Annotated in this window: 20 protein-coding genes and 1 pseudogene; 8 read left to right on the plus strand and 13 right to left on the minus strand. The window is 46.0% G+C overall.

Features of this window, described 5'->3' with window-relative positions:
* Together JJU34_RS15505 and JJU34_RS15510 are read right to left on the minus strand one after the other, a co-directional pair.
* Window positions 1-1,405 (minus strand): annotated as a pseudogene (locus JJU34_RS15505) (PD-(D/E)XK nuclease family protein); the annotation flags it as partial.
* The gene (locus JJU34_RS15510; RefSeq protein WP_228693316.1) at window positions 1,405-4,620 is read right to left on the minus strand and encodes a UvrD-helicase domain-containing protein; all 3,216 of its coding nucleotides are present in this window, start codon (window positions 4,618-4,620) and stop codon (window positions 1,405-1,407) included. The gene JJU34_RS15510 and the pseudogene JJU34_RS15505, both read right to left, overlap by 1 nt.
* Window positions 4,621-4,730: 110 nt before the next feature.
* Here JJU34_RS15510 and JJU34_RS15515 point away from each other — a divergent pair, with 110 nt between their 5' ends.
* The gene (locus tag JJU34_RS15515; RefSeq protein WP_228693317.1) at window positions 4,731-5,501 is read left to right on the plus strand and encodes a YdcF family protein; all 771 of its coding nucleotides are present in this window, start codon (window positions 4,731-4,733) and stop codon (window positions 5,499-5,501) included.
* Between the two features lie 52 nt (window positions 5,502-5,553).
* Here the strand turns inward: JJU34_RS15515 and JJU34_RS15520 are convergent, their stop codons facing one another.
* From JJU34_RS15520 to JJU34_RS15530, 3 genes are all read right to left on the minus strand, one after another.
* The gene (locus JJU34_RS15520) at window positions 5,554-6,015 is read right to left on the minus strand and encodes a CBS domain-containing protein (protein ID WP_228693318.1); all 462 of its coding nucleotides are present in this window, start codon (window positions 6,013-6,015) and stop codon (window positions 5,554-5,556) included.
* 112 nt (window positions 6,016-6,127) lie between these two features.
* Window positions 6,128-6,871, minus strand: a complete 744-nt coding sequence (locus JJU34_RS15525) for a copper homeostasis protein CutC (RefSeq protein ID WP_228693319.1) — start codon at window positions 6,869-6,871, stop codon at window positions 6,128-6,130.
* A gap of 3 nt (window positions 6,872-6,874) precedes the next feature.
* Entirely contained in the window at window positions 6,875-7,858 is a 984-nt protein-coding gene (locus JJU34_RS15530; protein ID WP_228693320.1) for a N(4)-(beta-N-acetylglucosaminyl)-L-asparaginase, read from the minus strand.
* Between the two features lie 275 nt (window positions 7,859-8,133).
* On the opposite strand from JJU34_RS15530, the gene JJU34_RS15535 reads away from it, so the two are divergent.
* From JJU34_RS15535 to JJU34_RS15550, 4 genes are all read left to right on the plus strand, one after another.
* Entirely contained in the window at window positions 8,134-9,378 is a 1,245-nt protein-coding gene (locus JJU34_RS15535) for an ROK family protein (RefSeq protein ID WP_228693321.1), read from the plus strand.
* A gap of 35 nt (window positions 9,379-9,413) precedes the next feature.
* The gene (locus JJU34_RS15540; RefSeq protein WP_228693322.1) at window positions 9,414-11,741 is read left to right on the plus strand and encodes a glucosamine-6-phosphate isomerase; all 2,328 of its coding nucleotides are present in this window, start codon (window positions 9,414-9,416) and stop codon (window positions 11,739-11,741) included.
* Window positions 11,742-11,901: 160 nt separating this feature from the next.
* Entirely contained in the window at window positions 11,902-12,795 is an 894-nt protein-coding gene (locus JJU34_RS15545; protein WP_228693323.1) for an ROK family protein, read from the plus strand.
* 126 nt (window positions 12,796-12,921) lie between these two features.
* Window positions 12,922-14,250, plus strand: a complete 1,329-nt coding sequence (locus JJU34_RS15550) for a vanadium-dependent haloperoxidase (RefSeq protein ID WP_228693324.1) — start codon at window positions 12,922-12,924, stop codon at window positions 14,248-14,250.
* Window positions 14,251-14,320: 70 nt separating this feature from the next.
* Here the strand turns inward: JJU34_RS15550 and JJU34_RS15555 are convergent, their stop codons facing one another.
* The 3 genes from JJU34_RS15555 to JJU34_RS15565 form a co-directional block, all read right to left on the minus strand.
* Window positions 14,321-14,833, minus strand: coding sequence for a phosphoheptose isomerase (locus JJU34_RS15555; RefSeq protein ID WP_228693325.1), 513 nt, complete (start codon window positions 14,831-14,833; stop codon window positions 14,321-14,323).
* Between the two features lie 89 nt (window positions 14,834-14,922).
* Window positions 14,923-15,795: an ROK family protein gene (locus JJU34_RS15560; RefSeq protein ID WP_228693326.1), complete on the minus strand. Its 873-nt coding sequence runs from the start codon at window positions 15,793-15,795 to the stop codon at window positions 14,923-14,925.
* 15 nt (window positions 15,796-15,810) lie between these two features.
* Entirely contained in the window at window positions 15,811-17,334 is a 1,524-nt protein-coding gene (locus JJU34_RS15565) for a tetratricopeptide repeat protein (RefSeq protein ID WP_228693327.1), read from the minus strand.
* Window positions 17,335-17,412: 78 nt separating this feature from the next.
* Here JJU34_RS15565 and JJU34_RS15570 point away from each other — a divergent pair, with 78 nt between their 5' ends.
* Window positions 17,413-17,631 (plus strand): PspC domain-containing protein, encoded by a 219-nt coding sequence (locus JJU34_RS15570; RefSeq protein ID WP_228693328.1) that lies wholly within the window; start codon window positions 17,413-17,415, stop codon window positions 17,629-17,631.
* Here JJU34_RS15570 and JJU34_RS15575 read toward each other — a convergent pair.
* A complete protein-coding gene (locus JJU34_RS15575; protein ID WP_228693329.1) occupies window positions 17,628-18,635 on the minus strand; it encodes a glycosyltransferase family 2 protein in 1,008 nt (335 codons plus the stop codon). The genes JJU34_RS15570 and JJU34_RS15575 overlap by 4 nt on opposite strands.
* The gene (locus JJU34_RS15580) at window positions 18,635-18,967 is read right to left on the minus strand and encodes a YbaB/EbfC family nucleoid-associated protein (protein ID WP_228693330.1); all 333 of its coding nucleotides are present in this window, start codon (window positions 18,965-18,967) and stop codon (window positions 18,635-18,637) included. The genes JJU34_RS15575 and JJU34_RS15580 overlap by 1 nt, the downstream gene beginning before the upstream one ends.
* Before the next feature lie 209 nt (window positions 18,968-19,176).
* Between JJU34_RS15580 and JJU34_RS15585 the strand changes: the two genes are divergently transcribed.
* Complete coding sequence (locus JJU34_RS15585; protein ID WP_228693331.1) at window positions 19,177-19,470, plus strand: hypothetical protein; 294 nt, start codon at window positions 19,177-19,179, stop codon at window positions 19,468-19,470.
* 37 nt (window positions 19,471-19,507) lie between these two features.
* Here the strand turns inward: JJU34_RS15585 and hisS are convergent, their stop codons facing one another.
* Window positions 19,508-20,878, minus strand: coding sequence for a histidine--tRNA ligase (gene hisS / locus JJU34_RS15590; RefSeq protein WP_228693332.1), 1,371 nt, complete (start codon window positions 20,876-20,878; stop codon window positions 19,508-19,510).
* 349 nt (window positions 20,879-21,227) lie between these two features.
* Complete coding sequence (locus tag JJU34_RS15595) at window positions 21,228-21,743, minus strand: metallophosphoesterase family protein (protein WP_228693333.1); 516 nt, start codon at window positions 21,741-21,743, stop codon at window positions 21,228-21,230.
* 166 nt (window positions 21,744-21,909) lie between these two features.
* Between JJU34_RS15595 and JJU34_RS15600 the strand changes: the two genes are divergently transcribed.
* On the plus strand, window positions 21,910-22,890 hold the full coding sequence (locus tag JJU34_RS15600) for a pyruvate dehydrogenase complex E1 component subunit beta (protein WP_228693334.1): 981 nt from the start codon (window positions 21,910-21,912) through the stop codon (window positions 22,888-22,890).
* Window positions 22,891-22,985: 95 nt separating this feature from the next.
* Here the strand turns inward: JJU34_RS15600 and JJU34_RS15605 are convergent, their stop codons facing one another.
* Window positions 22,986-25,448: a TonB-dependent receptor gene (locus JJU34_RS15605; protein WP_228693430.1), complete on the minus strand. Its 2,463-nt coding sequence runs from the start codon at window positions 25,446-25,448 to the stop codon at window positions 22,986-22,988.
* Window positions 25,449-25,746: the final 298 nt, after the last annotated feature.

Consider the following 25,746-nt stretch of genomic DNA (forward strand, 5'->3'; position numbering starts at 1 on the left):
TGCTTAACTGCCGATAGCATTGAAACAAATAACTGCGTTCCAGCCCTTCTTCCGGTAACTGCCCGGACAGCTGCAACATAATCTGGCCGAGTCCCTCTAGCACGGAATCCGCACTATATGTCCGAAAAATCAGCCCAAACAGCTCGCCACCTTTGGCCAGGCTTTCCGCTGCCACATAAACTTGGTTCTGAAGCATGATGCTCTCGGAAAGCTGTCTGCAAAAATCCGGATTCAAGCGCCTAAGGTAAACCGAAGTCAGCAGATCAGTCACCGGCTTATGGTAAAATAAAACCTGCTCACCATCTCGTTTTACATAGCGCTGCAATTCAAGGGCAGCCTCCAAAAAAATATACACCGGTGTGTTCTTTATCAAATACCCCATTGTCACGTTGACACTATCGACCCTTTCGGGTAGGTAATTCAACACTGGAAACAACATTTGCTCATCGGGAAGAATTACCACCGTGTCTTCCCACGCTCCACCGGAGGATCCCTGCTCCAGGATACTTCCTACCAAGTTTGCCTGCGTCACTTTCAGGGGTGTGACATAGGTTTTTATCGTTTTTGAATGACCCCGGATCCTATCAGGTGTTTCCGTTGGAAAGGTCGGGCCTAACACACGATCCTGTTGGTATTGCCTGAAAAACATCCCTGCCTCCTGCGCTGAATCTCCTATATAATAGGCATCTATGTCCCAAAAAACCTCGGCACCCTGCTCCGCGACGTAATGCTTGATCAGCTGCTCCTCTGTTTTGGTAAAGGCATTGAAACCCACAAATACCAAGTGGCTAGCTGGCGGGGGCAAATCCTTCAACCGCTCTGCTACCCGGCGGTATAGCATACCCGCATAGGCAAATCCGGCAACCTGCAGGGATGCTCTAAAGCGCTCATAGAGATCATACAAAACCTGCCAAAACTTCAAAAACCTCTCCTGATGCTTGCTATCGCTCCCTTCAAAGGACTTCCAAAATGCCCGTATCAACGCAACCTGATGGTTGGTCAGGTAGGACCAGTCCTTCTCGATCACCTTGATATCGGCCAGGTGGTGGTATAGCTTTTTGGCATCGACCATAAACTGATCCACATCGTTGAAATCCTTCAGCATCAGTTCCCCCCAAAAATAGAACCGATCAAAGGGTTCCGGATTCTTATGCAGGTCCGCATACACCTCATAGAGCTCAAAAATCAGCGTAAGCTGATCGGTGGGGCGTTGCCCTGCGAGGTCATAAAAGAGGTCCTCAATCGTGATCACCTTGGGCATCCAAGTGGGACTGTCGATTAATCCTCCCAACTGCTTGATAAAAAAAATCCCGGCCCTCCTGTTCGGAAACACCACGGTGATGTCCTTCAAAGACTCTTTTCTGCCCAATAAGTGCTTTGCCGTATCTTTTAGAAAACTTTCCATCACTTTTCTATTTCAACTATGGCCATCTCATCCAAATAACATAGGTAGCCCTTAACCGGTGATCCGGTAAGCTCTCCTACCAACTTCATGTATTCGCCCACCTGCTCCGTGTGAAATTCTCGCTGCAAGCCGGTCTTAAAATCAATCACCTCCGCGTGATCCGGAAACAGCAGAATACGATCCGGCCGCTTGAAGGTACCATTCGGCAGGAGAATGCCCTGTTCACTCAAGACTTCTCCCTCCTCTCCAAACCACCGGGAAAATTGAGGGGACTGCAACAAATGCCGGAGCTGTTCACGAAGGGTGTCTCTCTCCTCCTGATTGATGAATCCCTCGTAATACAAATCCTCCAATCCCAAAAAGATATCCCGGCTACCACGGGACTTTTCAAGCAGGCCATGTACCAAAGTACCAAAGGTGCCTTTCAGCCGAAGCTTCAAATTATCTTCGGAAAAATCGGTAGCCATTGCCTTGACTGTAAGGAGCTCTTCCCAGCTTCTGCTTTCCCAGCGCAACGGATAGGGCAAATAGGCACCAGGAACCTGTTTTTGATGGGGTGGCCAATCCCCAAATTGAAAAACACCCTGCTCTACATCAAAATAGTCACCCAGGCAAATTTGATCAACCTGAACGGTAGATGCTTGAAAAACCGCCTCCAAGTTGGAGGCCAAGTTTCCGTACTGGGGGTTGGCTGTTTGGGTTGCGGGAGCAAACGCCCAAAAAACTTCCTCGGCCCGCGTCATAGCCACATAGACCATATTCAACGAATCGAGAAAAGCCAGCATAGCCTCTTCCTGATAAACCGGTCGAAAATCCGACTCCATCAACTTGGAAGACATAGAAAGTGGTATTACCACTTCCTGACCGAGTTTATACGCTGAATAAGGTGTCCAAACGATCTGATCCTTGGCCGTATCAAATATCTTCCAGTCCAAAAATGGCATCAGCACAACTTTAAATTGCAGCCCCTTGGACTTGTGAATAGTTAAGATGCGCATGGCGTCGTGATCCTCTGGGATCTTGATAGTCCGTTTTTCCAGTTGCGATTCCCACCACGTCAAAAAGCCTGGCAAATCCGCTCTTTTGACAGAGACAAAGTCGTAAACCGCCTCCTTAAACGCCTCCAGATAGGCCAGCTCACTCCCTCCTCGTTGCAGCCCCAGAAAAGAAATCAGTCTCTCCACCAAATCCAGCAGTTGCATTTGAAGTAGCTCCTCCTTCAAGGTGTCAAAACGCTCCTGCATAGCCTCGATTTCAGGGATCGATAGCGCTACTCCAAACAAATCGTGACTCACTGGATGGCCGAAAATTATCGCCCAATGGTACCACATCGTTTTCAGGTGAATTGCTTCCTCCTTATCAGCGAGATACTTCAGTGCGGATACCACGCAACTGACGGTGGAAGACCTACTTACCAACATGGCCTCATCGGATACCACATCGAAGGAGTAGGGAGAAGAAGGATTTGCTAACCCAAAAGAAATCAGCTGGTCAGCAATCTTAACACCCTCCTTCTTGGTCCTGACCAAAAAAGCAATATCCCTAGGCCTGTATCCTTTTTCCTGCAAGTCAATTACCATCTGTGGCACCTTGGCCAAGGCCATTTCGGTAAATTTCTCTTCGGACTCTTCGGCAGCCAAAAACGCTACCCGAACCACCCCCCCATAGGCTGAATCGGTTTTGAAAGGAGCTACCTGCTGTCTGACATCCTGGTATGCACGCGCAAGTATACCGGCATCCTCCACCTCGAATTTTCGCTCTAAAACGCCCGCCAATTGGTCTGGAAGGTGCGTAAACACCGCATTGTTCACCTTGACCACATGGGGAAGACTGCGAAAATTGGTGTCCAAGTTCTTTATCTCCAATCCAAACTGGTATATCTCGGCTTCTACCTGATCTAGGAGCAGACGCAACTCTCCGCCTCTCCAGCGGTAGATGGACTGCTTTACATCCCCAACCAACAAATTGGCATACCCCTGAGACAAACTATCTATCAGCAAGGGTCTAAAACTATCCCACTGAAAACCAGAGGTATCCTGAAATTCATCGATAAGATAGTGACGATACTTGTATCCAACTTTTTCATAAATAAATGGTGCTTCATTATCCGCGGTGATCTCCCGCAAGAATTCATTGGAATCCGAGATCAATAGGATGTTTTCCTCTTCTTTCAAATCGTCCAGCTCCCGGAGCAGAAACTTGAAGATTCCGAATACATCCAAATTTTTTCGAACTGCTTCGCTGGTAATCCAAGCCACGTAAAGCGGCTGAATCTGGCCCCAAATCGCCCCTAGGCCATCGGCAAAAGCAGCTTGAATCTGATGGGCCTGCTGACTGGATTTGGTAAACCAAGCCTCCGGACGATCCTCTAGCCCTATCTGCGTAGGAGACAAAAGCGGAAACGGAGTCTGCGGATTTCCCAGCGCGTCAAACTTGAGCGCAAAGGAACGGCTACTCCCCTTGAAATCCTCCCATTGCAATCCGTGACGCTCCCGTATGACCGTTGCCTGCGATTTCAACGCTCGGCCCTCTGCAATCAACTCCCTCCGTCGTGCAATTACCTGCTGCTTGAGCGCATCCAGATTGGCGTCGTCCTGCAAAAAAGTCTGAATCTGGAACCGGTATCGCTTAAAGGCTTCCTGAAATAACTGACTGCCCAGCGATTTGATATTTCTTCGTATATCCCAAGACTTACCTTCTTGGATTTGCTCGATAGAATAGTCGATCAGCCACTTGTGCAGGAATGGATCCTCGGTAACGGTGAGAATAAGCCGCTCTACCAGACGATCCAACACCCCATCTTGGTCCAGTTCTAAGTCAAACTTGGCCTGCAAATCAATCTCCCGGGCAAAGGACCGTATAATGCGCTGAAAAAAACTATCGATCGTGCTCACAGAAAATGCGGCATAATCGTGTAGTATCGCTGATAGAGCCGATCCGGCCCGCTGCATCAGCACGCTGGAATCAACGCCCAAATGGGTCAGCAGTTCCCTGTCCATAGTTTGCGTGGGATCTACCTGCCGTTTTAGCCGGGAAAGCTCCTTGAGGATCCGCTCCTTCATCTCCTGGGTGGCTTTGTTCGTAAAAGTCACCGCCAGAATCATTCGGAACGCAGCCGGAAAGACCAAGGCCAGTTTCAAGTACTCCATGGTCAATGTATAGGTCTTGCCTGAACCAGCGGAGGATTTGTAAATAGTGAAGGGCGTGTTATGCATGCAATTTCATTGTCGACCGAAGTTGAAATTAAGAAATTAAATTTAAATTGCCTGCCAAACTCCTTTTTCTGGTGTTTGCGAAATTTACTTTCAATAAACTGTGTACGCCGATGTTTTTCTATATTTCACAGCTTTTCAGTTTTTTAGTTATGCCGTTGACCAGTGTACTTATCCTTTTGGTCGCCGGGCAAATTATACGGGAGGGTAGGTGGAAGAAGCGGCTTCAAGTAGCCGGTGTTGTTTTACTGCTCGTAGTCAGTAATAATTTTTTGGCCAACCTGCTGATAAACTACTGGGAGCCCCCATTTAAATCCATTTCAGACCTCGCCCATTACGAGGTAGGGATTGTACTTACCGGCGTAACCAATCTTAGCAAGACAGCGGAGGACAGGACCTTTTTTTCCCACGGAGCCGACCGGGCCACCCATGCGATACAACTATACAAAGAAAAGAAGCTGAGCAAAATACTGATCACCGGCGGACAAGGACTTGATCCGGTCAACGACCAAAAAGAAGCGCGGAAATTGGCGGAATTTATGGTGATTGCGGGTGTGCTACCGGAGGATATCATCGTAGAAGATGCTGCCAAAAACACCCGTGAAAACGCCGTCTTCACCAAAGAAATGCTCGAAGCCTACTACTATCCGACAGATCAGCCTTATTTACTGATTACATCGGCCTTCCACATGTTCCGTGCCGAGGGATGTTTCAAAAAAGTAGGGCTACAAGTAGATACCTTTCCGGTAGACTATTACGGCAACGACCGGCTCCTAGATTATACCGGAATCTTCCAGCCCAGTCCCAACGCCCTGTTGATTTGGCACAAACTGTTTAAGGAATGGTTGGGAATAGCAGCTTATCGTTTGGCAGGGTATATGTAAAAAATATCGGCTGTGAGTCCCACACAGCCGATGCATACTAAAATTAACTGATTTACCAAGTGGAGGATTTCAGTTTTGGAATGGCTCTCACGATATCACTGACACTCAGTTGACCCAATAATTTCCCGTCTTTCACCACCGGGAACCTCCGGATTTTTAATGAAAGAAACTCTTGGGCAGCATCAAAAATCGATAGATCCGGATGCATGGTAATCACCTCCTTGGTCATCAATTCCGAAACTGGCGCCGGAAATCTGGGAGTGTTTGTATACTGTCCTTTGGAGATTGCTTTCAGACAGTCTCCTTCTGAAATCATCCCAACTAGGTGTCCCAAACTGTCTAGTACCGGCCCTCCGGAAATCTTCTTTCGGGTGAGCACATCTATCACGTGATCTATTGTATCCTCGGGATGAAATGTGATCACATTTATGGTCATATAATCCCTCACTAAGATCTTTTGATCTTTTCCGTTCTTGACGGGAACCTCCCGTACTCCTTGAAAACTCTTTACCATGGCATTATTAGGGTTTATTGTTAGAAGCATAAGCTACCGAAAAAAACCGAATAAATCAACTATTTACCGGATAAATCATTTCCAGCCAAGGCCAAACAGCACACTTGTTCAATTATCCCAATGCTTCTATAGCCTGTCGGTACTGCAACACCTTGTCGGGAGAAATGGTGAGCAGGCACCGAAAACTCTCCGGGTCGGCCGAAAGCTGCACATACGGGGACACATAGTCGCTATCAGAATTCCTGTAAGCCTTGCAACTGCTGTGCACTTCCCGTAAATGACCGCTCAGCGCGAATTCCCTCAAGTGTTCGGGACGTGTGCCGCCACCCGGCATCACCGTGATGGCGTCTCCTGCCGTTTCCAGCATGTTGATCAAATTCTCAAGTCCTTCATCTACCGAGTTGCGGCCACCGGAGCTCAAAACCCTACGAAACCCACAGTCTATTACCACACGCAAGGAGTCCATTAAGTCATTGGAAACGTCGATGGCTCGATGGAAGGTACAGGGCTTTCCTGCGGCCGCGGCTATCAAGCGGCGGCATTCGCCACCATTCACAGACCCATCCCTATTCAGCACTCCAAACACAAAACCGTCTGCCCCGGCAGCCCCCATCAAGCGAATATCTTGCTCCATGACGGCAACTTCTTCGGATGAATAGCAAAAGTCACCACCTCTTGGTCGAATCATGACAAAAACCGGAATCGACACGTTTTCCTTTAAGTAAGTTAACAATCCTACACTCGGAGTGGTCCCTCCCTCTCCCACATCTGCACACAGTTCCAATCTGTCTGCACCGTGCTTGGCCGCAAGCAAGGCCGCCTCCACCGTATAGACGGGCACTTCTAATTTTACCATTTCTTACTTCTTAAAATAACTGCCTGAATCTACCATGCCCTTCATGCCTGGATGATGCCTTGCAAAATTGAACCCTGGATGAACCGCATAGGCGCCAAACTCCCCGTCTTTATTCAAAGCCAGAAATCCCGCCTGGATATTTTCGATATCCTTATTTTTTGCGATCAATCGCCTCACAGCCTCTTCGCAGGCCTCTTGGGGACTCCTGCCCTGACGCATCAGCTCCACAATCAAAAAGCTTCCGCTGATACGGATAATGGATTCCCCCAAGCCGGTGGCGGTAGCCGCCCCTACCTCGTCATCCACAAAAAGTCCGGCACCGATTATCGGACTGTCTCCTACTCTACCATGCATCTTATAGGCCAGGCCGCTCGTGGTACATGAACCGGCCATTCTTCCCTGATCATCCATCCCGATCATGCCAATGGTATCGTGATTCTCAATATTTATGACCGGCTTGTATTCCGACGTTTTTTTCCACTCTCGGTAGGCCCTATCGGCCTTTTCGCTCAAGACCTCCTCTTCCAGCGGAAATCCCTCAGCCAATGCAAACTGCCGGGCGCCCTCTCCCACTATCATCACGTGGGGTGTTTTCTCCATGACCAATCGGGCCAACGAGATCGGGTGCTTTACTTGACGCACAAAGGCCACGGCCCCGCAGGAACCATCTCCTTTCATAATCGAAGCATCCAACGTGGTAATACCCTCCCTATCTGGTAAGCCCTGAAGACCCACCGAAAGATTATCCAAATCGTTTTCTGTCACCTTGACCCCTTCCTCGACCGCATCGACAATCGACCGCCCACTACTCAGCACCTCCCATGCTCGCTCATTAGCCGCCATACCGTGATCCCAGGTCGAAAGAACCAACGGCTTGGGTCCTTTAATCCCGGAAGATCGTCCGAATGAGTTTTCTGTAAACGCAAGAGGAAGGGCAACCCCTGCTCCAATTACTGTTTTTTTCAAAAATTTTCTTCTTCCTTGCATGGCAATCTGTTAAATTTTAAAGGTTTTGGTTAGACTTCGTATCTAAAAAAGAATTTTTTTTAGAAAATACTTTTTCTTTTACTAATTTTATCAACCGCTTGCTACATAAACGTACATGGTAAGCAGATCAAATCAAACACACACGGATGGTAAATCCGTCTGCACAGGCTATCCCTATGGGTGACCAAATTTATAATAAAAGTTGGAAAATATTTTAAATTAAGTATGTATTAATTAATAAAATTTTTTACTAACTTGCGTCAATTTTAAATCGTATGAATCTAATAGACCCAAAAGTAGTATTAGACAAAAAAGAGGGTGTGGTTGAGATTAAAAACTACATCAACAAAATCAGAATTATCAAGGAATTATTCACTGGAGGTAGTAATACCGCCAGTAATATATGCCAAATGGTAGGCATCAGCCTTCCCACGGTAAATTTACTGCTTTCCGATCTGCTGGAGGAAAAGATCGTCGTAAAGGAAGGTCGAGGGCAGTCCCAAGGGGGCAGGAAACCCGACTTGTATGGACTTGCAGAGGACTCCTTTTACGTAGTTGCGATCGATTTGAATCGGTTTTCGGGCAAGGCCGCTATATTCAACACCAAAAACGAACGGGTGACGGATATCTTCGTCAAAAACATCCCATTGAACAACGAGGCAGTGACTATTGATCTCATCCATGAATTTGGACAGGAGGTAATTCAGCACTCGGGTATCGAAGATGAAAAGATCATTGCGATCGGCATTACCATGCCCGGATTGGTAGACGGAACTGCAGGATTTAACCATACTTACTTGAAGTCCGCCAAGAAAAGTCTTAAGGAGATCTGGGAAGGCAAGTTTGGAAGAAAGGTTTTCATAGAGAACGACGCAAGAGCAAAAACGCTCGCCGAATTCAAGTTTGGTCAAAAAGGAGAGCTTAAGAATGTGCTCGGGATGTTTGTCGATTGGGGCATTGGCTTAGGGATCATTATAGACGGGAAGCTCTACCGGGGATTTTCCGGTTTTTCAGGTGAGTTTAGCCACTCCCCTCTTTTCGACAACAAAGACATTTCCTGCTCCTGCGGAAAACGAGGATGTTTGGAATCAGTCGCCTCCGGCACAGCGGTAATTCGACTGGCAAAGGAGGCCATTGCATTGGATGCAGAGTCAATATTGGCTAAGATGGCACAGGCAAAAGGTGAAGAACTGGATCCTTCGACGGTAGTTGAAGCCGCCATAGCAGGAGACCAACGTGCGATTGGAATCTTGTCTGATGTGGGCTTAGATCTTGGAAGAGGCATTGCCATATTGATCCAATTGCTCAATCCGGAGCTGATCATTTTGGGGGGAGCCATCGCAGAAGCCAGTCAGTACATTACTACGCCTATACAACAGGCACTGAATATCTACAGCATGGCCAAGCTTCGTGAAAAAACCGAAATTCAGCTTTCAAAACTCGGAAGCGAAGTTGGCCTGATGGGTGCTGTGGCTATAGTGAACGAGCACATATTTGAAGAAACCATCAATTATAACTGAATCAATTAGATAAGACGTAAAAATAAAACTCTATTATGTTAGCGAACTATCCTTTATCACCTGCTGAAGAAGCCTTTCTGAAAGAATCCGGGGTGGAAAAAATCAGCAGTAAAATCCCTTACCTGATTGTAGACAATTTCCCAAAACTGGGTTTAATGACCGCTTGCAGATTTTTGGAATGGGCGGCTGACAATCCGAACGGTGTCATAAGCCTGCCTACCGGAAAGACCCCGGAATACTTCATCAAGTGGACGCAGTTTCTTCTTGAAAACTGGGATAAGAAAAAGGGCCTAGAGATCCGCGAAAAATACAACCTGCAAAACGTCAAAAAACCAATTTTGAAAGACTTGCAGTTCGTTCAAATTGACGAGTTTTATCCCATCTCCTCTTCACAAAAGAACAGCTTTTACCATTATGTCAATAAATTCTATATCGAAGGCTTCGGACTTGATCCCAAAAAAGCGTTACTGATCAATTCCGACGAAATCCTTCTGGCAAAGGGTAAATCCTACCGGGAAGTGTTTCCAGACTACAAAGTGGACCTTTCACTCCGCTTCAGAGAGGCAGCAACTGAAAGCGAAAAGCTGAAACAGGAATCCATCTACCTGATAGACAAATGGTGCGCTGAATATGAAGCTAAAATCAGAGAAAAAGGAGGCATCGGATTTTTCTTGGGCGGCATAGGCCCTGACGGACACATTGCCTTCAACACCCGTGGCTCGGACCTCTTTTCGACAACACGTCTCACTGAAACCAATTTTGAAACCCAAGCAGTAGCTGCCGGAGACTTGGGAGGTATTGAAATCTCTGCCAACCGATTGGTAATCACGATCGGACTGGACACCATCGTACACAATCCCAACGCGGTGGCCATTATCATTGCCGCAGGTGAAGCTAAGGCACCCATTGTAAAAAGTTCGCTGGAATCCGAAATGACGAATCTATACCCAGCTACAGTACTTCAAAAACTGAAAGCGGGAAGATTTTACCTTACGAAAGGTGCAGCCGTAAAACTCGAAGACAGTGTAGAACGTTTTTACACGCAAGGCGAGTGGTCAGATATCAAAACCGAACGGGCTGTATTGGACCTGTGCAAAAAACTTCGAAAATACGGACATCGCGTCACGCTAGAGGATCTCAAAAACGACAAATACACTGCGTTGATTCCCAACCTGAATGAGCGAACAGTCAAAGAGGTAATAAAGAATATCAGCGCAAAAATTGATCGGGGCCTGGCCGAGGAAAAAAACGAAGTACTGCTTCATACAGGTCCTCACCACGACGATATTTCCCTAGGTATTTTACCCCATATCACCAAACAACTGCATGAGAACTCCAACTCGGCACATTTTGCAGTACTAACATCAGGCTTTACTGCCGTGACCAACACCTTTGTTATTGACACGTTGAAAAACACAAAACGTTTCTTGGATGAAGGGTTGATTCAAATGGTGAAGTACGATGACTTTTTCGATACGGGCTATAAGCTGAAAATGGACAAGGATGTGTACCACTACCTAACCAACGTAGCTTCCGGAAATGCAGACGAACGACTTCGCGGTCTTTGCCACCGGGTGGTTAGGGCAATTGTTTTCATTTATGCGGTGAAATCACCAATGGAACTTCGTGATCAGATCAACGAGATCATCACGGTGTTGAAAAACTCCTACGACGGTGAGAAAAATCCAAAGAACATACAGACGCTGAAAGGCATGATCCGTGAATTTGAGGAAGAGTTGGTCTGGGCCCACTTTGGTGTGCAGGTAAAAAATGTGCATCACCTACGCCTCGGTTTTTATACCGGAGATATCTTCACCGAACAACCCGACAAAAAGCGGGATGTGGAACCCATATTAAACATGTTGCGGGAAATCCGCCCCACCAAACTCAGTCTTACTCTAGACCCTGAAGGAAGCGGTCCGGATACTCATTACAAGGTATTACAGGCTACGGCAGAAGCTGTGCGACAGTGGGGCGAGGAAGAAGACCTGAGCAATTTCAAAGTAATTGGCTACCGAAACGTGTGGTTTAAGTTTGATGCAGCGGAAGCCAACGTCATCGTTCCTGTTTCACTCGGCGATATGTCAGTGATGGAAGACTCTTTTTCCAATTGCTACCTCAGCCAAGTAAACGCTTCCTTCCCTAGCTACGCGCATAATGGCAAATTCAGTACCCTCGCCAAAAATACATGGGTAAACCAGCTGAGCGACGTACAGTTACTTCTTGGAAAAAACTATTTCTACCAACACGATACCGCTAAAGTACGCTCAAGCCACGGCCTGATTTTCTTTAGGGAAATGAATGTGGAAGAATTTTTGCAGGAAGCAAGAGAGCTGGAAAAATCCACAGAAGGTATGATCTAATTACTTCATACCAATATTAAGGAAGTAGCCATGCCGAACAGATGCCGGCATGGCGAATCTTCGATTCATTTTTGTTTTGAAACAAATGGGCCAATAACTGGGTGGTAGAAATGCGTAAAGCGCAGGATCTCCACCAGTTAATTAGCCAAATTGACATCAGATGATAGCGAAAAACCACGTATTAGGTTTGGACATAGGAGGAACCAAAATCAGCTCGGGTCTTAATGCAGATGGAGTGATTTTTGAGCGATTAGAAAACAAAACACCTCATTCCGAATCGCAAGAGTATATCCTTGAGGCAATAGCTGAGCAGATTTCTTATTATGCCCCCTATCGCTTCCAGGCCATTGGAATAGGCATTCCCGGTTTGGTCGATCCGGACAGAGGGATTGTTTATAACCTAGCGAACATCCCTTCCTTCCAAAAGGTACCCCTAAAGGACTTCCTAGAGCAACGTTTCAATGTACCGGTCGTGGTAAATAATGACGCAAATTGTTTTACGTTGGGTGAGTACCATTATGGCCCGACCAAAATACACCGCCATGTTGTAGGTATTACACTTGGAACGGGCATCGGCACGGGGATTATTGCCAACAGCCATTTATACACCGGCTATATCTGCGGAGCCGGTGAGTGGGGTGGTGTAAGCTATCTAGATAAAACATTTGAAGATTACTGTTCCAGCAAATTTTTTAAGGAGCATTATGGGGAAAGTGCCAAACGCCTTGCAAAAAGGGCACTCGAACAGGATACTCTTGGCGTAGAGGCTTTCAAAACCTACGGAACGCACCTTGGCACTCTTATTACCCGAATTTTATATACCTATGCACCGGAGGCCATTGTGATAGGAGGCTCTATCCGAAAGGCTTTTCCCTTGTTTGAAAAAACCATGCAGCAGGCTGTTGACAAATTTCCCTACAAAGCCATATCAGAAAACTTACGGATCTACGTATCCGAATTGGATGATTCTGCCATTCTAGGCGCCATTTCGCTGGTGGAGGAGCATCAATTTCAGCAAGACAATTCCAACGTATCTAACCCGGCAATCAATTAATATACAAAGCCATAGCCACTCCTATTGACCATCCGCGATTTTTCCAATACCTTTGAACGAACAACCCACAAGGCGTTTATGAGTTGCAGACGGTATTTCTTTCTTATTGCTATTATTCTTTGTAGCATGACCGAACAGGTACCAGGCAAGGTTCCGGTGACTTATACACCCGAAGCCAACGAAGTGGATTTGTTTGTAGACCACTTGTTTTCGGCTACGGATGTGATGGTCACTGATGTGGCTACTCCCCCCGGTGCCGCAAGGTTTTATGCGTATATACTACTGGGAGCCTACACTGTTCAAGCAGAATTATCTCCATCTGAGATTGACGGATCCCTAATCCAGCGTTTTAACGAGCCCTTTCAGAATATCCCTTTTCCAGATGGAATAGAAGGCCTCAATAGGGAATTTTGTACCATATACAGCATGTTGGAAGTTGGAAAAGCCATTATGCCCTCCGGGAAACGCCTAGCCGATAGCCAACAGCTCCTAGTCACACAGTTTACCAAAAGCCGAAAAATCAAAAAAAGGGACCTTGCCCGGAACATTGCATACGCAGCTTTCAAGGCTGACCAAGTGATAGGTTATGCGCAAAACGACGGATACCGTAAACTCAGCGCGTTACGTCGCTATAGTCCTAGTCCGCAGAAAGGCCGCTGGTATCCCACGCCTCCTTCCTACATGGCTGCGATAGATCCCGAATGGCGTACGCTCCGGACTTTTTTTTTAGGAGACCTCAATCCCTACGACCCGACACCTCCGGTCCCCTTCTCGGAGGATCGGGAAAGCCCCTTTTTCCAGTTGGTAAAAGAGGTCTACGACGTGACCGGAAAACTTACAGAAGAACAAGAGCTCATTGCTAATTTTTGGGATTGTAACCCCTTTTTTGTTGCCTATAGCGGTCATATGGCCATTGGCATCAAGAAGATCTCGCCTGGAGGCCACTGGATTGGTATTACCGGCATTGCCAGCCAAAAAGCCGGACTTAGCCTCGCCCAAACGGTACAGATACATACCTTGTTGGCCCTTTCCCTCCACGATGCCTTCGTGAGTTGCTGGTCAGAAAAATACCGAAGTGACCGGATACGTCCCATTACAGCGATTAACAAGTATGTGGACGAATCCTGGCAACCAATGCTACAAACACCTCCATTTCCAGAATACACCAGTGGACACAGTGTTATCTCTAGGGTTAGCGCTCGGGTCTTAACGGCATATTTTGGTGACAACTTTGATTTTATCGACACCTCAGAGGTGTATTTTGGCTTACCAGAACGAGCGTTTACATCGTTCTTGCAAGCTGCCGACGAAGCCGCGATTTCCAGATTGTATGGGGGCATTCATTTCCGAGACGCCATCGAAGAAGGCGTAAAACAAGGAGACAAGATCGCCGATCATATTCTGAAGATCAACAATTCCGAGTTGTTTTCGGCAGATTCCGGAATCTCCGAGTAGGATACAGATAATACAGTTTACAAAAAACAAAAGGGAAGTTATGCCACTTAACTTCCCCTTGAGCGATCATCTACTTGCGCAGAAAGTCATCTTGCACCCTGACGATGTCGTCCTCGTCAGAAGGATTTTCTGATTCGGTATGCATCCATATCTCGGCCACGACTCCCCAGTTCGAAAGCCCTATCAGTCGATGGCGCTCCCCTTGCCGAAGACGTACCACTTCATTTACTACCATCTGGTTCAAGTCCCCTTCTTCGTCGGTATCACTACGGATTATACCGCCTTCACCTTCGATTAATTTCCATATTTCCGCCCTCCGGAAATGATATTGCCAAGATAGGCGCATTTCCGGTGCCACCAGCAGTATTTTCGGGCTTAGCTTATTTTTAAGCTGAAATTCAGAGAAGACTACCTCGGGAAAAAACGCATTGCGAAATGCGTCGATCTGCCGTTCATCAATCACAAAAAAACCACCCCATGGTCGTTGGGAATCTTCGCTATAGATCCCAAAGCCCTTCTCCTTCAGCCAATTCCGAACCTCGTCGAAAACCTCCGCTTTTGTTAAATCTTTCTGAATATTCATCGAAACTACTGTTAATGTGAAACAATTAATCTGCACAGGGTATTGCAAGAGCCAAACCCTCGTGTAATATGGGCAAAGATATTAAAATATTATTTCGGTTCAGTTGATGAAAGTCTACATTTACTTGCCGCGCCGATCAATGCGGCATCTTCCCCCAATTGACTAAAGTGCACTGTCACACGAATGTGTTGTCGATCCAATTCCTGCATCATTTCCGGATAAAAATAGCTCCGACCTTTGGCCAGATTGCCTCCGATCACTACCTGCTCGATTCGATGCGCTCGAATGGGCTCTGCAAGGAACTCTCCTAAGTTCGCTCCAAATTCGCTAAATGCCTCCTTGGCTAGCTCCGGCTCCAGCTTCAAAAACTCTTTGGGAACTACACCGACCAGCCCACATTTTTCGGCTGCAAATCGGACAAACCACTCGGTGCCTAAGTAATATTCTGCGTGGCGACCTTTAAACGGTGCTGACCAAAGCGCTGCATCTGTGGCTTGTTCACCAAACCTGTAGGAGGATCCCAACCCGGTACCTAGTGTAATCCCGATCAATCGATGTATGGCAGGAATCTCTTGATAAAGTGCTTCTCCCTGTAAAAAGGAAGCCGCATCGTTGGAAAACTGAATCTGCGAAGGGTGCAGACCAAGATCTTTTGCCAGCAGTTTCTTGATGTTCAGAGCATAGAGGCTACGAAACTTGCCCTGCTCTTTGAGTAATGCGATCCCAGCTTCGTAGTCAAAGGGCGCCGGCATGGCTATACCGATCCGGTCTTCCCTGCCCAAATGGAACGACGCAAGCACCTCCAGCCAAGCTGTGAGGATATGTTCCTTTGACCCTAACGAATCCACGTGCCGGCGTATCACGGATGACTGGTCCAATTGCAGACGGTGTAAATCAACCCATCCTGCGGTGATATGGGATCCGCCGATATCAACGCCCAAAACCTTTACGGGTACCTCCATTTTTTGCTCGTGCCCTTACCGGAATATATTTTTGAATCGATCATGCTGACGGTAAAACAAAAACTCCAAATCAACCAGTGCCCGCTGTTTCAAATACTCGTTTTTCTCCACCGCTTTGGCTAGATTCTCAAAAAGTCGCTCTTCTTCTCCGTTTCTGGCACCTATCAGTGCGAGCCCGTAAAACGGATACCCGTTTTCGATTTCCAGCACGGCGCTATCTTCAAAAGATATCAACGCATTGTAATAGTCTTCCATCATCACGTAGGCAAGGCCTCTGTTAAACATATTGACTTGATTTCTGTCCCCTTGGTTTAGATGGGTAGCCGCTAGCCTGTAGTCACCGTTCAGAATAGAGACGGCTCCCAGTTTCGCTTGATGCAGCTTTCTGAGTTCCTCGGATTGTGTCAGAGACATACTGATGTAAAAACCTTGGTAAGCTTCCAGAAAATTTCCTAACAGCGCATCGATCATGGCCATATTGAAGGATGCATAGGGGTTTTCAAAAATCCCGTTCGCCCGGTCAAACGCATCACGTGCAGCGCTTAAATGACCTAGCTTTTTGCTTCTGTCGACTTCCCGGTGATAAAGATTGAGGTAGGTCACCCCAAGGTTATTCCACGAGAACACACTGGGATATCCCTTTACCATAGCAAAATACAGCTTATTCTTCTCCGATAGCCGTGGCTCATTGGCTGCCGCATAGGCCAATTCCGACTCGGTCAATACCTGCGGCACGGCGTTGTTGTTTCTGATATGGTGGGCCAATACAGAGATTTCCATGGGCGTTTTCTGGATTTCCGGCAAACCCGTGGTCAGATTGGGTATACGCAAGATGACATCCCTCCTCAAGGCGACGTACTGGGGACTCTCCTGCAATTGCTTTTCCTTATAAGAATAATCCCCACGCCCCTGTATCAGAGTCATGATTTTGGCCCGTTCATCAAATCCGATGCCACTGTAGGATTGGAGGGCATCCTTGAAAGTTCTCCAGCCATCTTGAAACATCCCATAACTATCCACGCCGTCCCTAGGTACATACAATCCGATCTGAAAGATGTTGCCTGATTCATAAATCTGTCCTAACTGCGCCAGAGATGGTGTATTCTTCACCCCTCGTGTTAGCACCGAGCTTTTGGTCCGCTTCTTATACCATCCACTATTGTTATAGGCCACACCGTAGATTTCCAAGGTCCCCGATTCCATCCCGTTCTCAAAACGCATTGAAAACGATTGCCGCTTCTCAGGGGTGACAGATGGCTCGATTTTTGCTCCTTCAAAAATAAATTGCGATTCCTCAAAAACCACCGTTCGACTGCCATAGTGGAATTCTGGAATCAACTTGTAATTCGCATTCTTATGAAATACTTGTCTGGGTAGTGAAACCCTCAGCTCGAATCGGACAGAGTCTCCATATCGTTCCAGCGGAACAGGAGTCACAGAGATTTTCTGGTTTTCAACTTTTTTTATAACTTGCCGAACGCTACAGGAAGAAAACAGCAAAAGAAAGAAAAGAAAACTATGAATTATCGGTTTTAACATAACAAACTTAGGTTGTCGAGGTTATCTTCAGTGTTGAAATTTTTAAATGCTTCAGTTTACCATCTAATTAATCGCCATATGGAAAAGATCAAACTGTATTTTCAGGAGAGTGCCTTCGGTGTCTGTTCAAAATTAGGGGAAAAACTCAATTTCCCCATAGATAGCATCAGGTTGTTTTTCATTTACGCCTCATTTATTACCCTAGGGTCACCCATCATTCTCTACGTGAGCTTAGCGATGATGATGAAACTTAGAAAATATTTCAGAAGAATGGCCAATCCAGCTTTATTTGATTAGTAGAAATCGGTATACCGAGTCATCCTTCGCAAATAGTACGCCAAAATCACGCTGTTAATTTTATGCCTTTTGGATGTGATATCAGAGGGTTGCCCCAGAGAAGTCTTTCTTATCTTCCCTCTGTCCCTAAGAAAATGCCTGTAAGCCTTGTGAATAGCCCATCCGTGGGCCAAACCACTTGTAAACACGATATGCACCATTGCCCCAAAATCCAACACCATCCGCAATACAAATACCTTATAAAAAGCAGCATTTGACAGGTTTTTATACAGCATAAACAGACTATTCCTAAAATTTAAATAGGTCTTCTTAGGATGGCTTTTTTGTAGGGTTCCTCCCCCTAAATGAAATACACTGACTTCGGGATTGACGCCAATCTTCCAACCCCTACTTCGAATTCTCCAACAAAAGTCAATCTCCTCCATGTGGGCAAAAAAATGGTCGTCAAACCCACCGTTTTCATGAAAAATATCCGCTTTCACACAAAAACAAGCTCCGGAGGCCCAATCAAGTAACACGCTGTCTTGATATTGCCCCTCATCCCGCTCTAGCGTGTGCAAGATCCGGCCCCGGCAGAAGGGATACCCTAAGGAATCCAAAAAACCACCTGCAGCCCCGGCATAATCAAAAAAGCCCTCCTGAACATACGAGAGAATCTTTGGCTGTGCCACTGCCATTTCCGGTCTGGCTTCCAAAAACCGGATCATCCGACTGTCCCATTCCGGGGTAACCGCTATATCTGAGTTTAGAAGAATGTAATACGAATAGCTTCCGTGCAATTGGGTCAGTCCAGCATTGTAACCGCCGCTATATCCACCGTTTTCTTTTAGCTTTACAACCTTGACCGTCGGATAATACTTCGCCAAAAAGGCCAATGAATTATCGGTGCTGGCATTGTCAACGACTATAATATCAAAAATACTATGCTGAACCACGGACGGTAGGAACCTACGGAACATGTCCTCCCCGTTGTAGTTCAGGATAACAATCGCGGCAGTAGGCATCAAAACATATTACCGAAATCCATACCTGGGATATTGGGCATCATCCCCTCCGTAGCACTTTTCATCTTCTCCTTTATCTTTATTTCGATAGCCTGCATGGCGTAGTTGGTGGCTGCCACGATCAGATCTTTCATCATTTCCTTGTCTTGGGGATTTACGAGGGAATCGTCGATAAACATATCCATTACTTTTCGCTCCCCATTTACGACCACCCTAACCATACCGGCACCTGCCTCGCCTTCCGCCCTCAAATGGACAAGCTCCTGCTGCGCAGACTTAATCTTCACTTGGGCCTCCTTGACCTTATTCATCATGGACATGATATCAAACATACTCCTCCGGTTATTAATGCAACACAAATATAAAACAAATCGTCTAGCAGAAAGGATGGTCAACTAAAATTTAATTCCACAATATCCATAAATACCTATTATTATACCGATAAAATAAATTATGTAAGAGATTGAAACTAAGATTAAAAAATCCCCGTAAGAAAAGTTTGTAAGTGAATTAATAAGAAATAACCCTAACCAATACCTACATGGAAAATTACGAAAAAGAAATTTTGAAAATAGACAAAGAAGCTGTTCGGGAGATTACCTTTTCTAAGACGGATGTGCTGATTGACGAGGATGCTCGGAAGCTCCGAAACCATGACCTGCACCGCGCTCAGATACTGGGCAATAGCTCGAAAAACAAGGTTGCCATTACCTTTGAAGCGGAAAACAGAAAGGCCTATCAGATCGAAACTACCATCTGGTGTGTAGGTTCGCAATTCATCACCCTGAAAGGGGGAGTGTGTATTCCTATCCAATCAATCGCAAAAGTCGATTGAATGCAAAGGCGGTCAAATAATGGTTTGGCCGCATTTTTTATGCCAGCCGAGCGAGTACCTGATCAAAATCCAACGTCTCTTGGTTTCCAGTTTTTAGGTTTTTGAAGGTAATTTTTCCAGACTTCATTTCCTCCGAACCTACAATGATCGCATAAGGAATATGTTTCCTATCCGCATAAGCAAACTGCTTTTTTATCTTTGCTTGCTCGGGGTAGATCTCAGAAGAAATCCCGGCGTTTCGTAGCTTGGATAATATCCGCAGCCCATACCTCATTTCCTCTTCACCAAAATGTGCGATCATTAATCTCACAGGAGATTGGCTCAAGTCCTGAAACAAATCAAGTTCGTTCAACACATCGTAAATCCTGTCCACCCCAAAAGAAAAGCCTACTCCCGAAACATCGGGAAGTCCAAATACCCCTGTAAGGTTGTCGTATCGTCCACCTCCACTTACAGACCCAATCTGTACATTGTTAACTTTCACCTCAAAAATTGCCCCTGTGTAATAGGACAACCCCCTGGCAAGCATCGGATCAAACTGAATGAAAGAATCATCCCCTCCCAGTGTATTCAGAAGCTCAAATACTTCCACCAACTCCGAAACGCCCTTGGTACCTATCTCGCTACCGGCCATCAACTCACTGAAAAAGACAACAGTTGCCGCATTTCCATCGGGCTGCCTTGCCACCATTGGGGCCAACTTCTCTGCTGCTTCTCCCGAAAAGCCACGATTTAGCAGCTCCTCTTTTACCTTTTCCCATCCGATCTTGTCGAGTTTATCGATCGCCACACAGAGTTCCTGCTCCTTGCCCGGCACACCGATCACCTCTGCCAAGCCGGTCAAAATCTTCCGGTTGTTTACTTTGATCGTGTAGTCAGTAAGGCCAAACGCCGTAAATACCCGCTTTATCATTAGGAGGATCTCTGCCTCACACACCAAGCTATCTGTCCCCACCACATCGGCATCACATTGGTAAAACTCCCTGTAACGTCCCCTTTGAGGCCGGTCAGCCCGCCATACTGGCTGAATCTGAAACCGTTTAAAAGGGAATACGAGCTCGTTTCGGTTCATTACGACGAAGCGGGCAAAGGGAACAGTCAAATCGTATCTCAACCCTTTTTCGGAAACTTTGGGCAGCATAGCTGAAGCACCCTGCGCAAAATCCTCCACCGTGACCTGCTTCAAAAAATCTCCGCTGTTTAGAATTTTGAATAGCAGTTGGTCACCTTCATCTCCATACTTGCCGGTCAGGGTAGTGAGGTTCTCCATCGCCGGAGTCTCCAGTTGTTGAAAACCGAACAATCGGAACGTGTCTTTGATAGTTTCTAAGATATAGTTTCTTCGGGCCATTTCAGTCGGGCCAAAGTCACGCGTTCCTTTTGGAATACTGGGTTTCGAAATACTCATCGATCGTAAATTTTGGCCAAAGTTATCAAATGCCGGTTTAAATAAACAGTATTTAGGCAGCTCCTTTTACACAGCTTCTATTTTTCCAGAAAATCCCATGGACATATCCGATTAAAGCGTTATATTTGCCCCTCATTTGAAATCACTTGTAATCCTGAATAGCAATGGCCGTTACTACATTAAAAAGAAAGCTTAGAAGAAAACGACAGGGACAAAACACAAGAGTGCTTAAAATCAAGCAGTTGAATGCCAAGCCTGTAATCAGAAACGTAGATGTGGAGGAAATCAAAAAAAGTTTTTCTTAAGAGTAAATCTGGGGAAACTGCCTTTTATTGAATGCCCGGTTTCGTTAATTTTGGCCGGGCATCCCTCTTTTTCCAAGTTCTACAACCACCAAATCGGATATTTTTCCGCCTGCTACCTTAAATTTCAATAGGGTTCTCATCTTGTGGAATCCTTGAATCCCTGCGGCACCAGGATTCATGTATAGGCAGTTCAATTGGCGATCATGTTCCACCCGGCATAGGTGCGAATGTCCGCACACAAACAGTGTCGCTCCAGACTCCTGAATACGGCTTTTGATACCTCTGGCATATCGCCCTGGGTTACCGCCTATATGTACCATCAACACACGTAGACCCTCTACATCGAACGATAGCTCTTCGGGAAAGCGCTGACGCATCTCCGAATCGTCGATGTTGCCGGTCACTACCCGAACCACCTTCCCTTTGGGAAAGCGGTTTACTACATCTATAGCACCGATGTCCCCGGCGTGCCACACCTCATCGGCTTCATTCAAATGGGCGATAATTCCTTCATCTATGTAGCTGTGGGTATCGGAGATCAATGCGATGGAAATGGCCATAATGATGGTTCTTAGCGAGAATAGCTGCAATAATACCCAATTTAGAGACATTTGCAAGCACACAATCGCTCCGGTGAATGCAGGCAGGCAAGTTAATTACCTGCTTGAACTTGGTTATTGGGAGATTCCTTTCTATTTTTACGACCATAGATAATTTTGTATATACATGAAAGAAATACAGTTTAGAGACGCTATTCGGGACGCAATGTCGGAAGAAATGAGACGTGATAAAAACGTCTTTCTGATGGGCGAAGAGGTGGCCGAATACAATGGTGCCTACAAGGCTAGTCAGGGAATGCTGGACGAATTCGGTCCTGAGCGGGTTTACGATACGCCCATTTCCGAGCTCGGTTTTGCTGGACTGGGAGTGGGTGCAGCTATGAACGGTCTGAGGCCAATCATTGAGTTCATGACGTTTAACTTTTCATTGGTTGCCATAGACCAAATCATCAACTCTGCGGCAAAAATGTATTCCATGTCCGGAGGACAGTATTCAGTACCTATTGTATTTCGTGGCCCCACGGGAAATGCCGGCCAACTAGGTGCTACGCACTCCTCCAACTTTGAGAACTGGTTCGCGAATACACCTGGACTCAAAGTGGTGGTGCCTTCCAACCCATACGACGCAAAAGGATTACTGAAAGCTTCTATCCGCGACAATAACCCCGTTATTTTCATGGAATCGGAACTGATGTACGGTGACAGAGGGGAAGTACCTGAAGGAGAGTACCTCCTTCCTTTGGGCGTAGCCGATATCAAACGAAAAGGCAAAGACGTGACCATCGTATCATTTGGCAAAATCATCAAAGCCGCCTATGAAGCAGCAGACGAGTTAGCGAAAGACGGAATTGAGGTGGAAATCGTTGACCTAAGAACAGTACGACCCATTGATTATGACACGGTCATTCAGTCGGTCAAAAAGACCAATCGCTGCGTGATTGTCGAGGAAGCGAATCCTTTGTCCTCTATTGCCACGGATCTGGCCTTTAACATACAGCGGTTGGCGTTCGATTACCTAGATGCTCCGGTGCTTCGGGTGAACTCCATGGATATACCATTGAGCTACTCCCCTTCCTACATCGAAGCCACCTTACCGAACGCAAAAAGGACCATTCAAGCTGTCAAAAAAGTACTTTACAAGGATTGAGGAAGCCTACACGCGCTTCGCTCTTGGGAATAAAGAAAAAAGGCCTCCACACGGAAGCCTTTTTTCTTTATTAATAAACTCAATCCCAAACTCTTTTAGTTCTCTATCATGGTGCCGCCGCCTTCTTGCTTGAGGTCTTCGTTCGTTACACCTCTCTTTTTTCTACGTTGACCTCCGTCTACACTTAGCTTACCAATGCGGTAGGAGAAATTCACCTTGAAGTTCATGTTTCGCAGAGAAGTAACACTTTGCTGCATGATGGTAGGTGTATACAACTCGTTTCGTATTCTAAACTCGGTAGTGAAGAAGTTTTCCGCACCAAACCCGATTGTTCCACGCTTTTCGTTAAACTGCTTATTCAAGCTCAAGCTATAAATCCCAAATCCACCGGCTGTTCCTTGTAACTGTACCGCACGTCCTCGATAAAAGGAAAATGCCTGAATCTGCCAGTTTTTTGGTAAGGTATAATTTCCAAAAAGTCGACCACTTACGACAAACCCTTCATTTTGAGCTGCAAACAATGGGTCTTCTAAGCCATTGTCCAGCATGGCATAATAGGTATCCACACTACCATTAATGGAAAATTTACCCGACACATTGACGTTTGAAAAAACACTCAATCCATACGCCTGCTCTCTACCGATGTTCTCAAATGTAGTGAAAATCACGTCGTCATCCTGTACCGTACGCAAGGGCTGGATAGAACCCGTCGTATTTCGATAGTAGGTGGTGAAATTCAGCGAAGATCCCTTGATGTACGTGCTGTATGACATTTCATAATTGTCTGTCAATTCGGGGTCCAACAAGGGGTTACCTTGCGTAATCTGTAGCGGATTGGCTGCTTGTATATTCGGGTTCAAGAAGTTCAATGAGGGCCGCTGAATTCGTCTATTGTAGGCAGCTTTCAGCATATTGCCGTTTGAGAGTTTCCTGCCCAAATTTACGCTGGGTACAAACACGCCGTAATCCGGAATCTCAGCGGGAAGATCGGAATTTCTAAAATCCGCCTGTATGGTTGTGTATTCATACCGAAGGCCTGCTTTCAACGTGTAGTGCTCCAAAAAAGCTTGCGTAAATGAAAGATACCCTGCTGTCACATTTTGGTCGTAGTTAAACTGATTGGAGAAAGTCACGTTCTCATTTTGAACAAATGGCGCCCCGGGACCGTCCGCTTCGAAATAAGCAAAGTCACTTACGGCCTTTCTCAAGATATTCTTAGCACCGTATTCCAAGATTTGGCTACCACCGGACCCCAACGGCGTTACATAATCCAATTGTATCGTAAACTCTTCGTTGATACCCGCATTGTCGTTTCTGACGCGATAGATAATTTCGTCAAAGCTGGAATTGTACAAGCTGTTGGTAAAGTCATTTGTCAAATTGTTCCGGCTATATAAGGTAGAAATCGCAAATTCCTTCTGTGGCTTTTCAAATGTCTTGGTGTAATTGAAGTTGAAATCAACAGAGTTTGACAAGTTATCGGTATTTACATCTCTAAGCAAAGAGCTAAGCAATTCCTCCTCACGAAAGGTATCTGTAAGCAACCCGTTTTGACGGTTTCTCATATTTCTCACCCCAACACTCAGGGATGCCGTAAGGAAATTATATTTGTCTATATCGTAGTCCCAGCCCAAATTATACCTACCGAACAACATGTTGTTTCTAGTATCCGCAGACTGCAGTATCCGGGTATTCGCTCCGGTTGGGTCGATAAGAGTTTGCTCGTTTTCGAAACCACCTAGGATGTTATAGCCTGAACGGCCAAACCCTCCAAGATTCCATCCCATTTTACCTTTTTTCAAGCTAGCATTTGCCCCCAAGTTAGAACCTCTTAGACCAGCACTGCTATTGATGTTTAAAGAAACACCCTGAAGCTTGTTTTTCTTGGTAACGATATTGATTACACCGCCTGTACCTTCTGCATCGTATTTAGCTGATGGCGAAGTAATCACCTCAACCGACTTAATCTCTTCAGCAGGAATCTGCTTGAGAGCCTCTGCGATATTATTGGCCACAATGGCCGATTGCCTTCCATCGATCAATACCAAAATATTGCTGCTACCCCGCATAGACACATTTCCATCTAAGTCTACCGAAAGCATCGGCACTCTTCGCAACACGTCGGACGCATCCCCACCGGCAGTGGTCAGGTCATTTTCCGCATTGTATATGGTTCTGTCTACCTTTTCCTCGATGAGCTGACGCTGACCCTGTACGACTACCTCCTGAAGCGCCACAGACTCTTCTGCCAATTCAATCTTTCCCAAATTGAAGAAATTGTCGGAAGCAGTCACTTTTAGCTCGATGGGCTCGGAACTATTGTAGCCCATAAAAGAAACTCTCAGTCGATAGTTTCCATCCTTGAATCCCGTAATAAAGAATTCACCATTGTCATCCGCAACCGCACCTGCAACGTTTTTTTCGGTTTCGTTTTCTACTAGGATCACAGACGCGTAGGATACCGGATTCTGGGATTTATCGGTCACCTTGCCGGTAATTTGATAGCTACCACCGCTGTTTTGCGCAAACGATGTAAAATGGGCACCCAAAAAGGCCATCACGCACAAGAAGGCAATAACAGGGAATTTTTTCATTACTTTAACTGCACTAAGCATTTTATCGGTTTTGTTTTCAAAATTATACTCAAAGGAAGCGATTGTACTTGGCCATAAAAAATCTACTAGACGAAACAGCACCTTTTATAGACGAAATCCCCAAAAACCCCAGGTATCTCAACCGGAGGATGGCAAGACTACGTTAGTCGATTAAATTGGTATTTCTACCGATTCATTTCTTAGAACTGTATATTGTAGCAGAAGGTTTACCACTCTATTGACTATGTTTGTCAGCTACACC

It is taken from the genome of Lunatimonas sp. (assembly GCF_020832325.1).
GTDB lineage: Bacteria > Bacteroidota > Bacteroidia > Cytophagales > Cyclobacteriaceae > Lunatimonas.

Bases quoted from the DNA above. Each gene is read 5' to 3' on its own strand.
- JJU34_RS15510 (WP_228693316.1), bottom strand. From the start codon at position 4,620: ATGCATAACACGCCCTTCACTATTTACAAATCCTCCGCTGGTTCAGGC.
- JJU34_RS15515 (WP_228693317.1), top strand. From the start codon at position 4,731: ATGTTTTTCTATATTTCACAGCTTTTCAGTTTTTTAGTTATGCCGTTG.
- JJU34_RS15520 (WP_228693318.1), bottom strand. From the start codon at position 6,015: ATGGTAAAGAGTTTTCAAGGAGTACGGGAGGTTCCCGTCAAGAACGGA.
- JJU34_RS15525 (WP_228693319.1), bottom strand. From the start codon at position 6,871: ATGGTAAAATTAGAAGTGCCCGTCTATACGGTGGAGGCGGCCTTGCTT.
- JJU34_RS15530 (WP_228693320.1), bottom strand. From the start codon at position 7,858: ATGCAAGGAAGAAGAAAATTTTTGAAAAAAACAGTAATTGGAGCAGGG.
- JJU34_RS15535 (WP_228693321.1), top strand. From the start codon at position 8,134: ATGAATCTAATAGACCCAAAAGTAGTATTAGACAAAAAAGAGGGTGTG.
- JJU34_RS15540 (WP_228693322.1), top strand. From the start codon at position 9,414: ATGTTAGCGAACTATCCTTTATCACCTGCTGAAGAAGCCTTTCTGAAA.
- JJU34_RS15545 (WP_228693323.1), top strand. From the start codon at position 11,902: ATGATAGCGAAAAACCACGTATTAGGTTTGGACATAGGAGGAACCAAA.
- JJU34_RS15550 (WP_228693324.1), top strand. From the start codon at position 12,922: ATGACCGAACAGGTACCAGGCAAGGTTCCGGTGACTTATACACCCGAA.
- JJU34_RS15555 (WP_228693325.1), bottom strand. From the start codon at position 14,833: ATGAATATTCAGAAAGATTTAACAAAAGCGGAGGTTTTCGACGAGGTT.
- JJU34_RS15560 (WP_228693326.1), bottom strand. From the start codon at position 15,795: ATGGAGGTACCCGTAAAGGTTTTGGGCGTTGATATCGGCGGATCCCAT.
- JJU34_RS15565 (WP_228693327.1), bottom strand. From the start codon at position 17,334: ATGTTAAAACCGATAATTCATAGTTTTCTTTTCTTTCTTTTGCTGTTT.
- JJU34_RS15570 (WP_228693328.1), top strand. From the start codon at position 17,413: ATGGAAAAGATCAAACTGTATTTTCAGGAGAGTGCCTTCGGTGTCTGT.
- JJU34_RS15575 (WP_228693329.1), bottom strand. From the start codon at position 18,635: ATGCCTACTGCCGCGATTGTTATCCTGAACTACAACGGGGAGGACATG.
- JJU34_RS15580 (WP_228693330.1), bottom strand. From the start codon at position 18,967: ATGTTTGATATCATGTCCATGATGAATAAGGTCAAGGAGGCCCAAGTG.
- JJU34_RS15585 (WP_228693331.1), top strand. From the start codon at position 19,177: ATGGAAAATTACGAAAAAGAAATTTTGAAAATAGACAAAGAAGCTGTT.
- hisS (WP_228693332.1), bottom strand. From the start codon at position 20,878: ATGAGTATTTCGAAACCCAGTATTCCAAAAGGAACGCGTGACTTTGGC.
- JJU34_RS15595 (WP_228693333.1), bottom strand. From the start codon at position 21,743: ATGGCCATTTCCATCGCATTGATCTCCGATACCCACAGCTACATAGAT.
- JJU34_RS15600 (WP_228693334.1), top strand. From the start codon at position 21,910: ATGAAAGAAATACAGTTTAGAGACGCTATTCGGGACGCAATGTCGGAA.
- JJU34_RS15605 (WP_228693430.1), bottom strand. From the start codon at position 25,448: ATGGCCTTTTTGGGTGCCCATTTTACATCGTTTGCGCAAAACAGCGGT.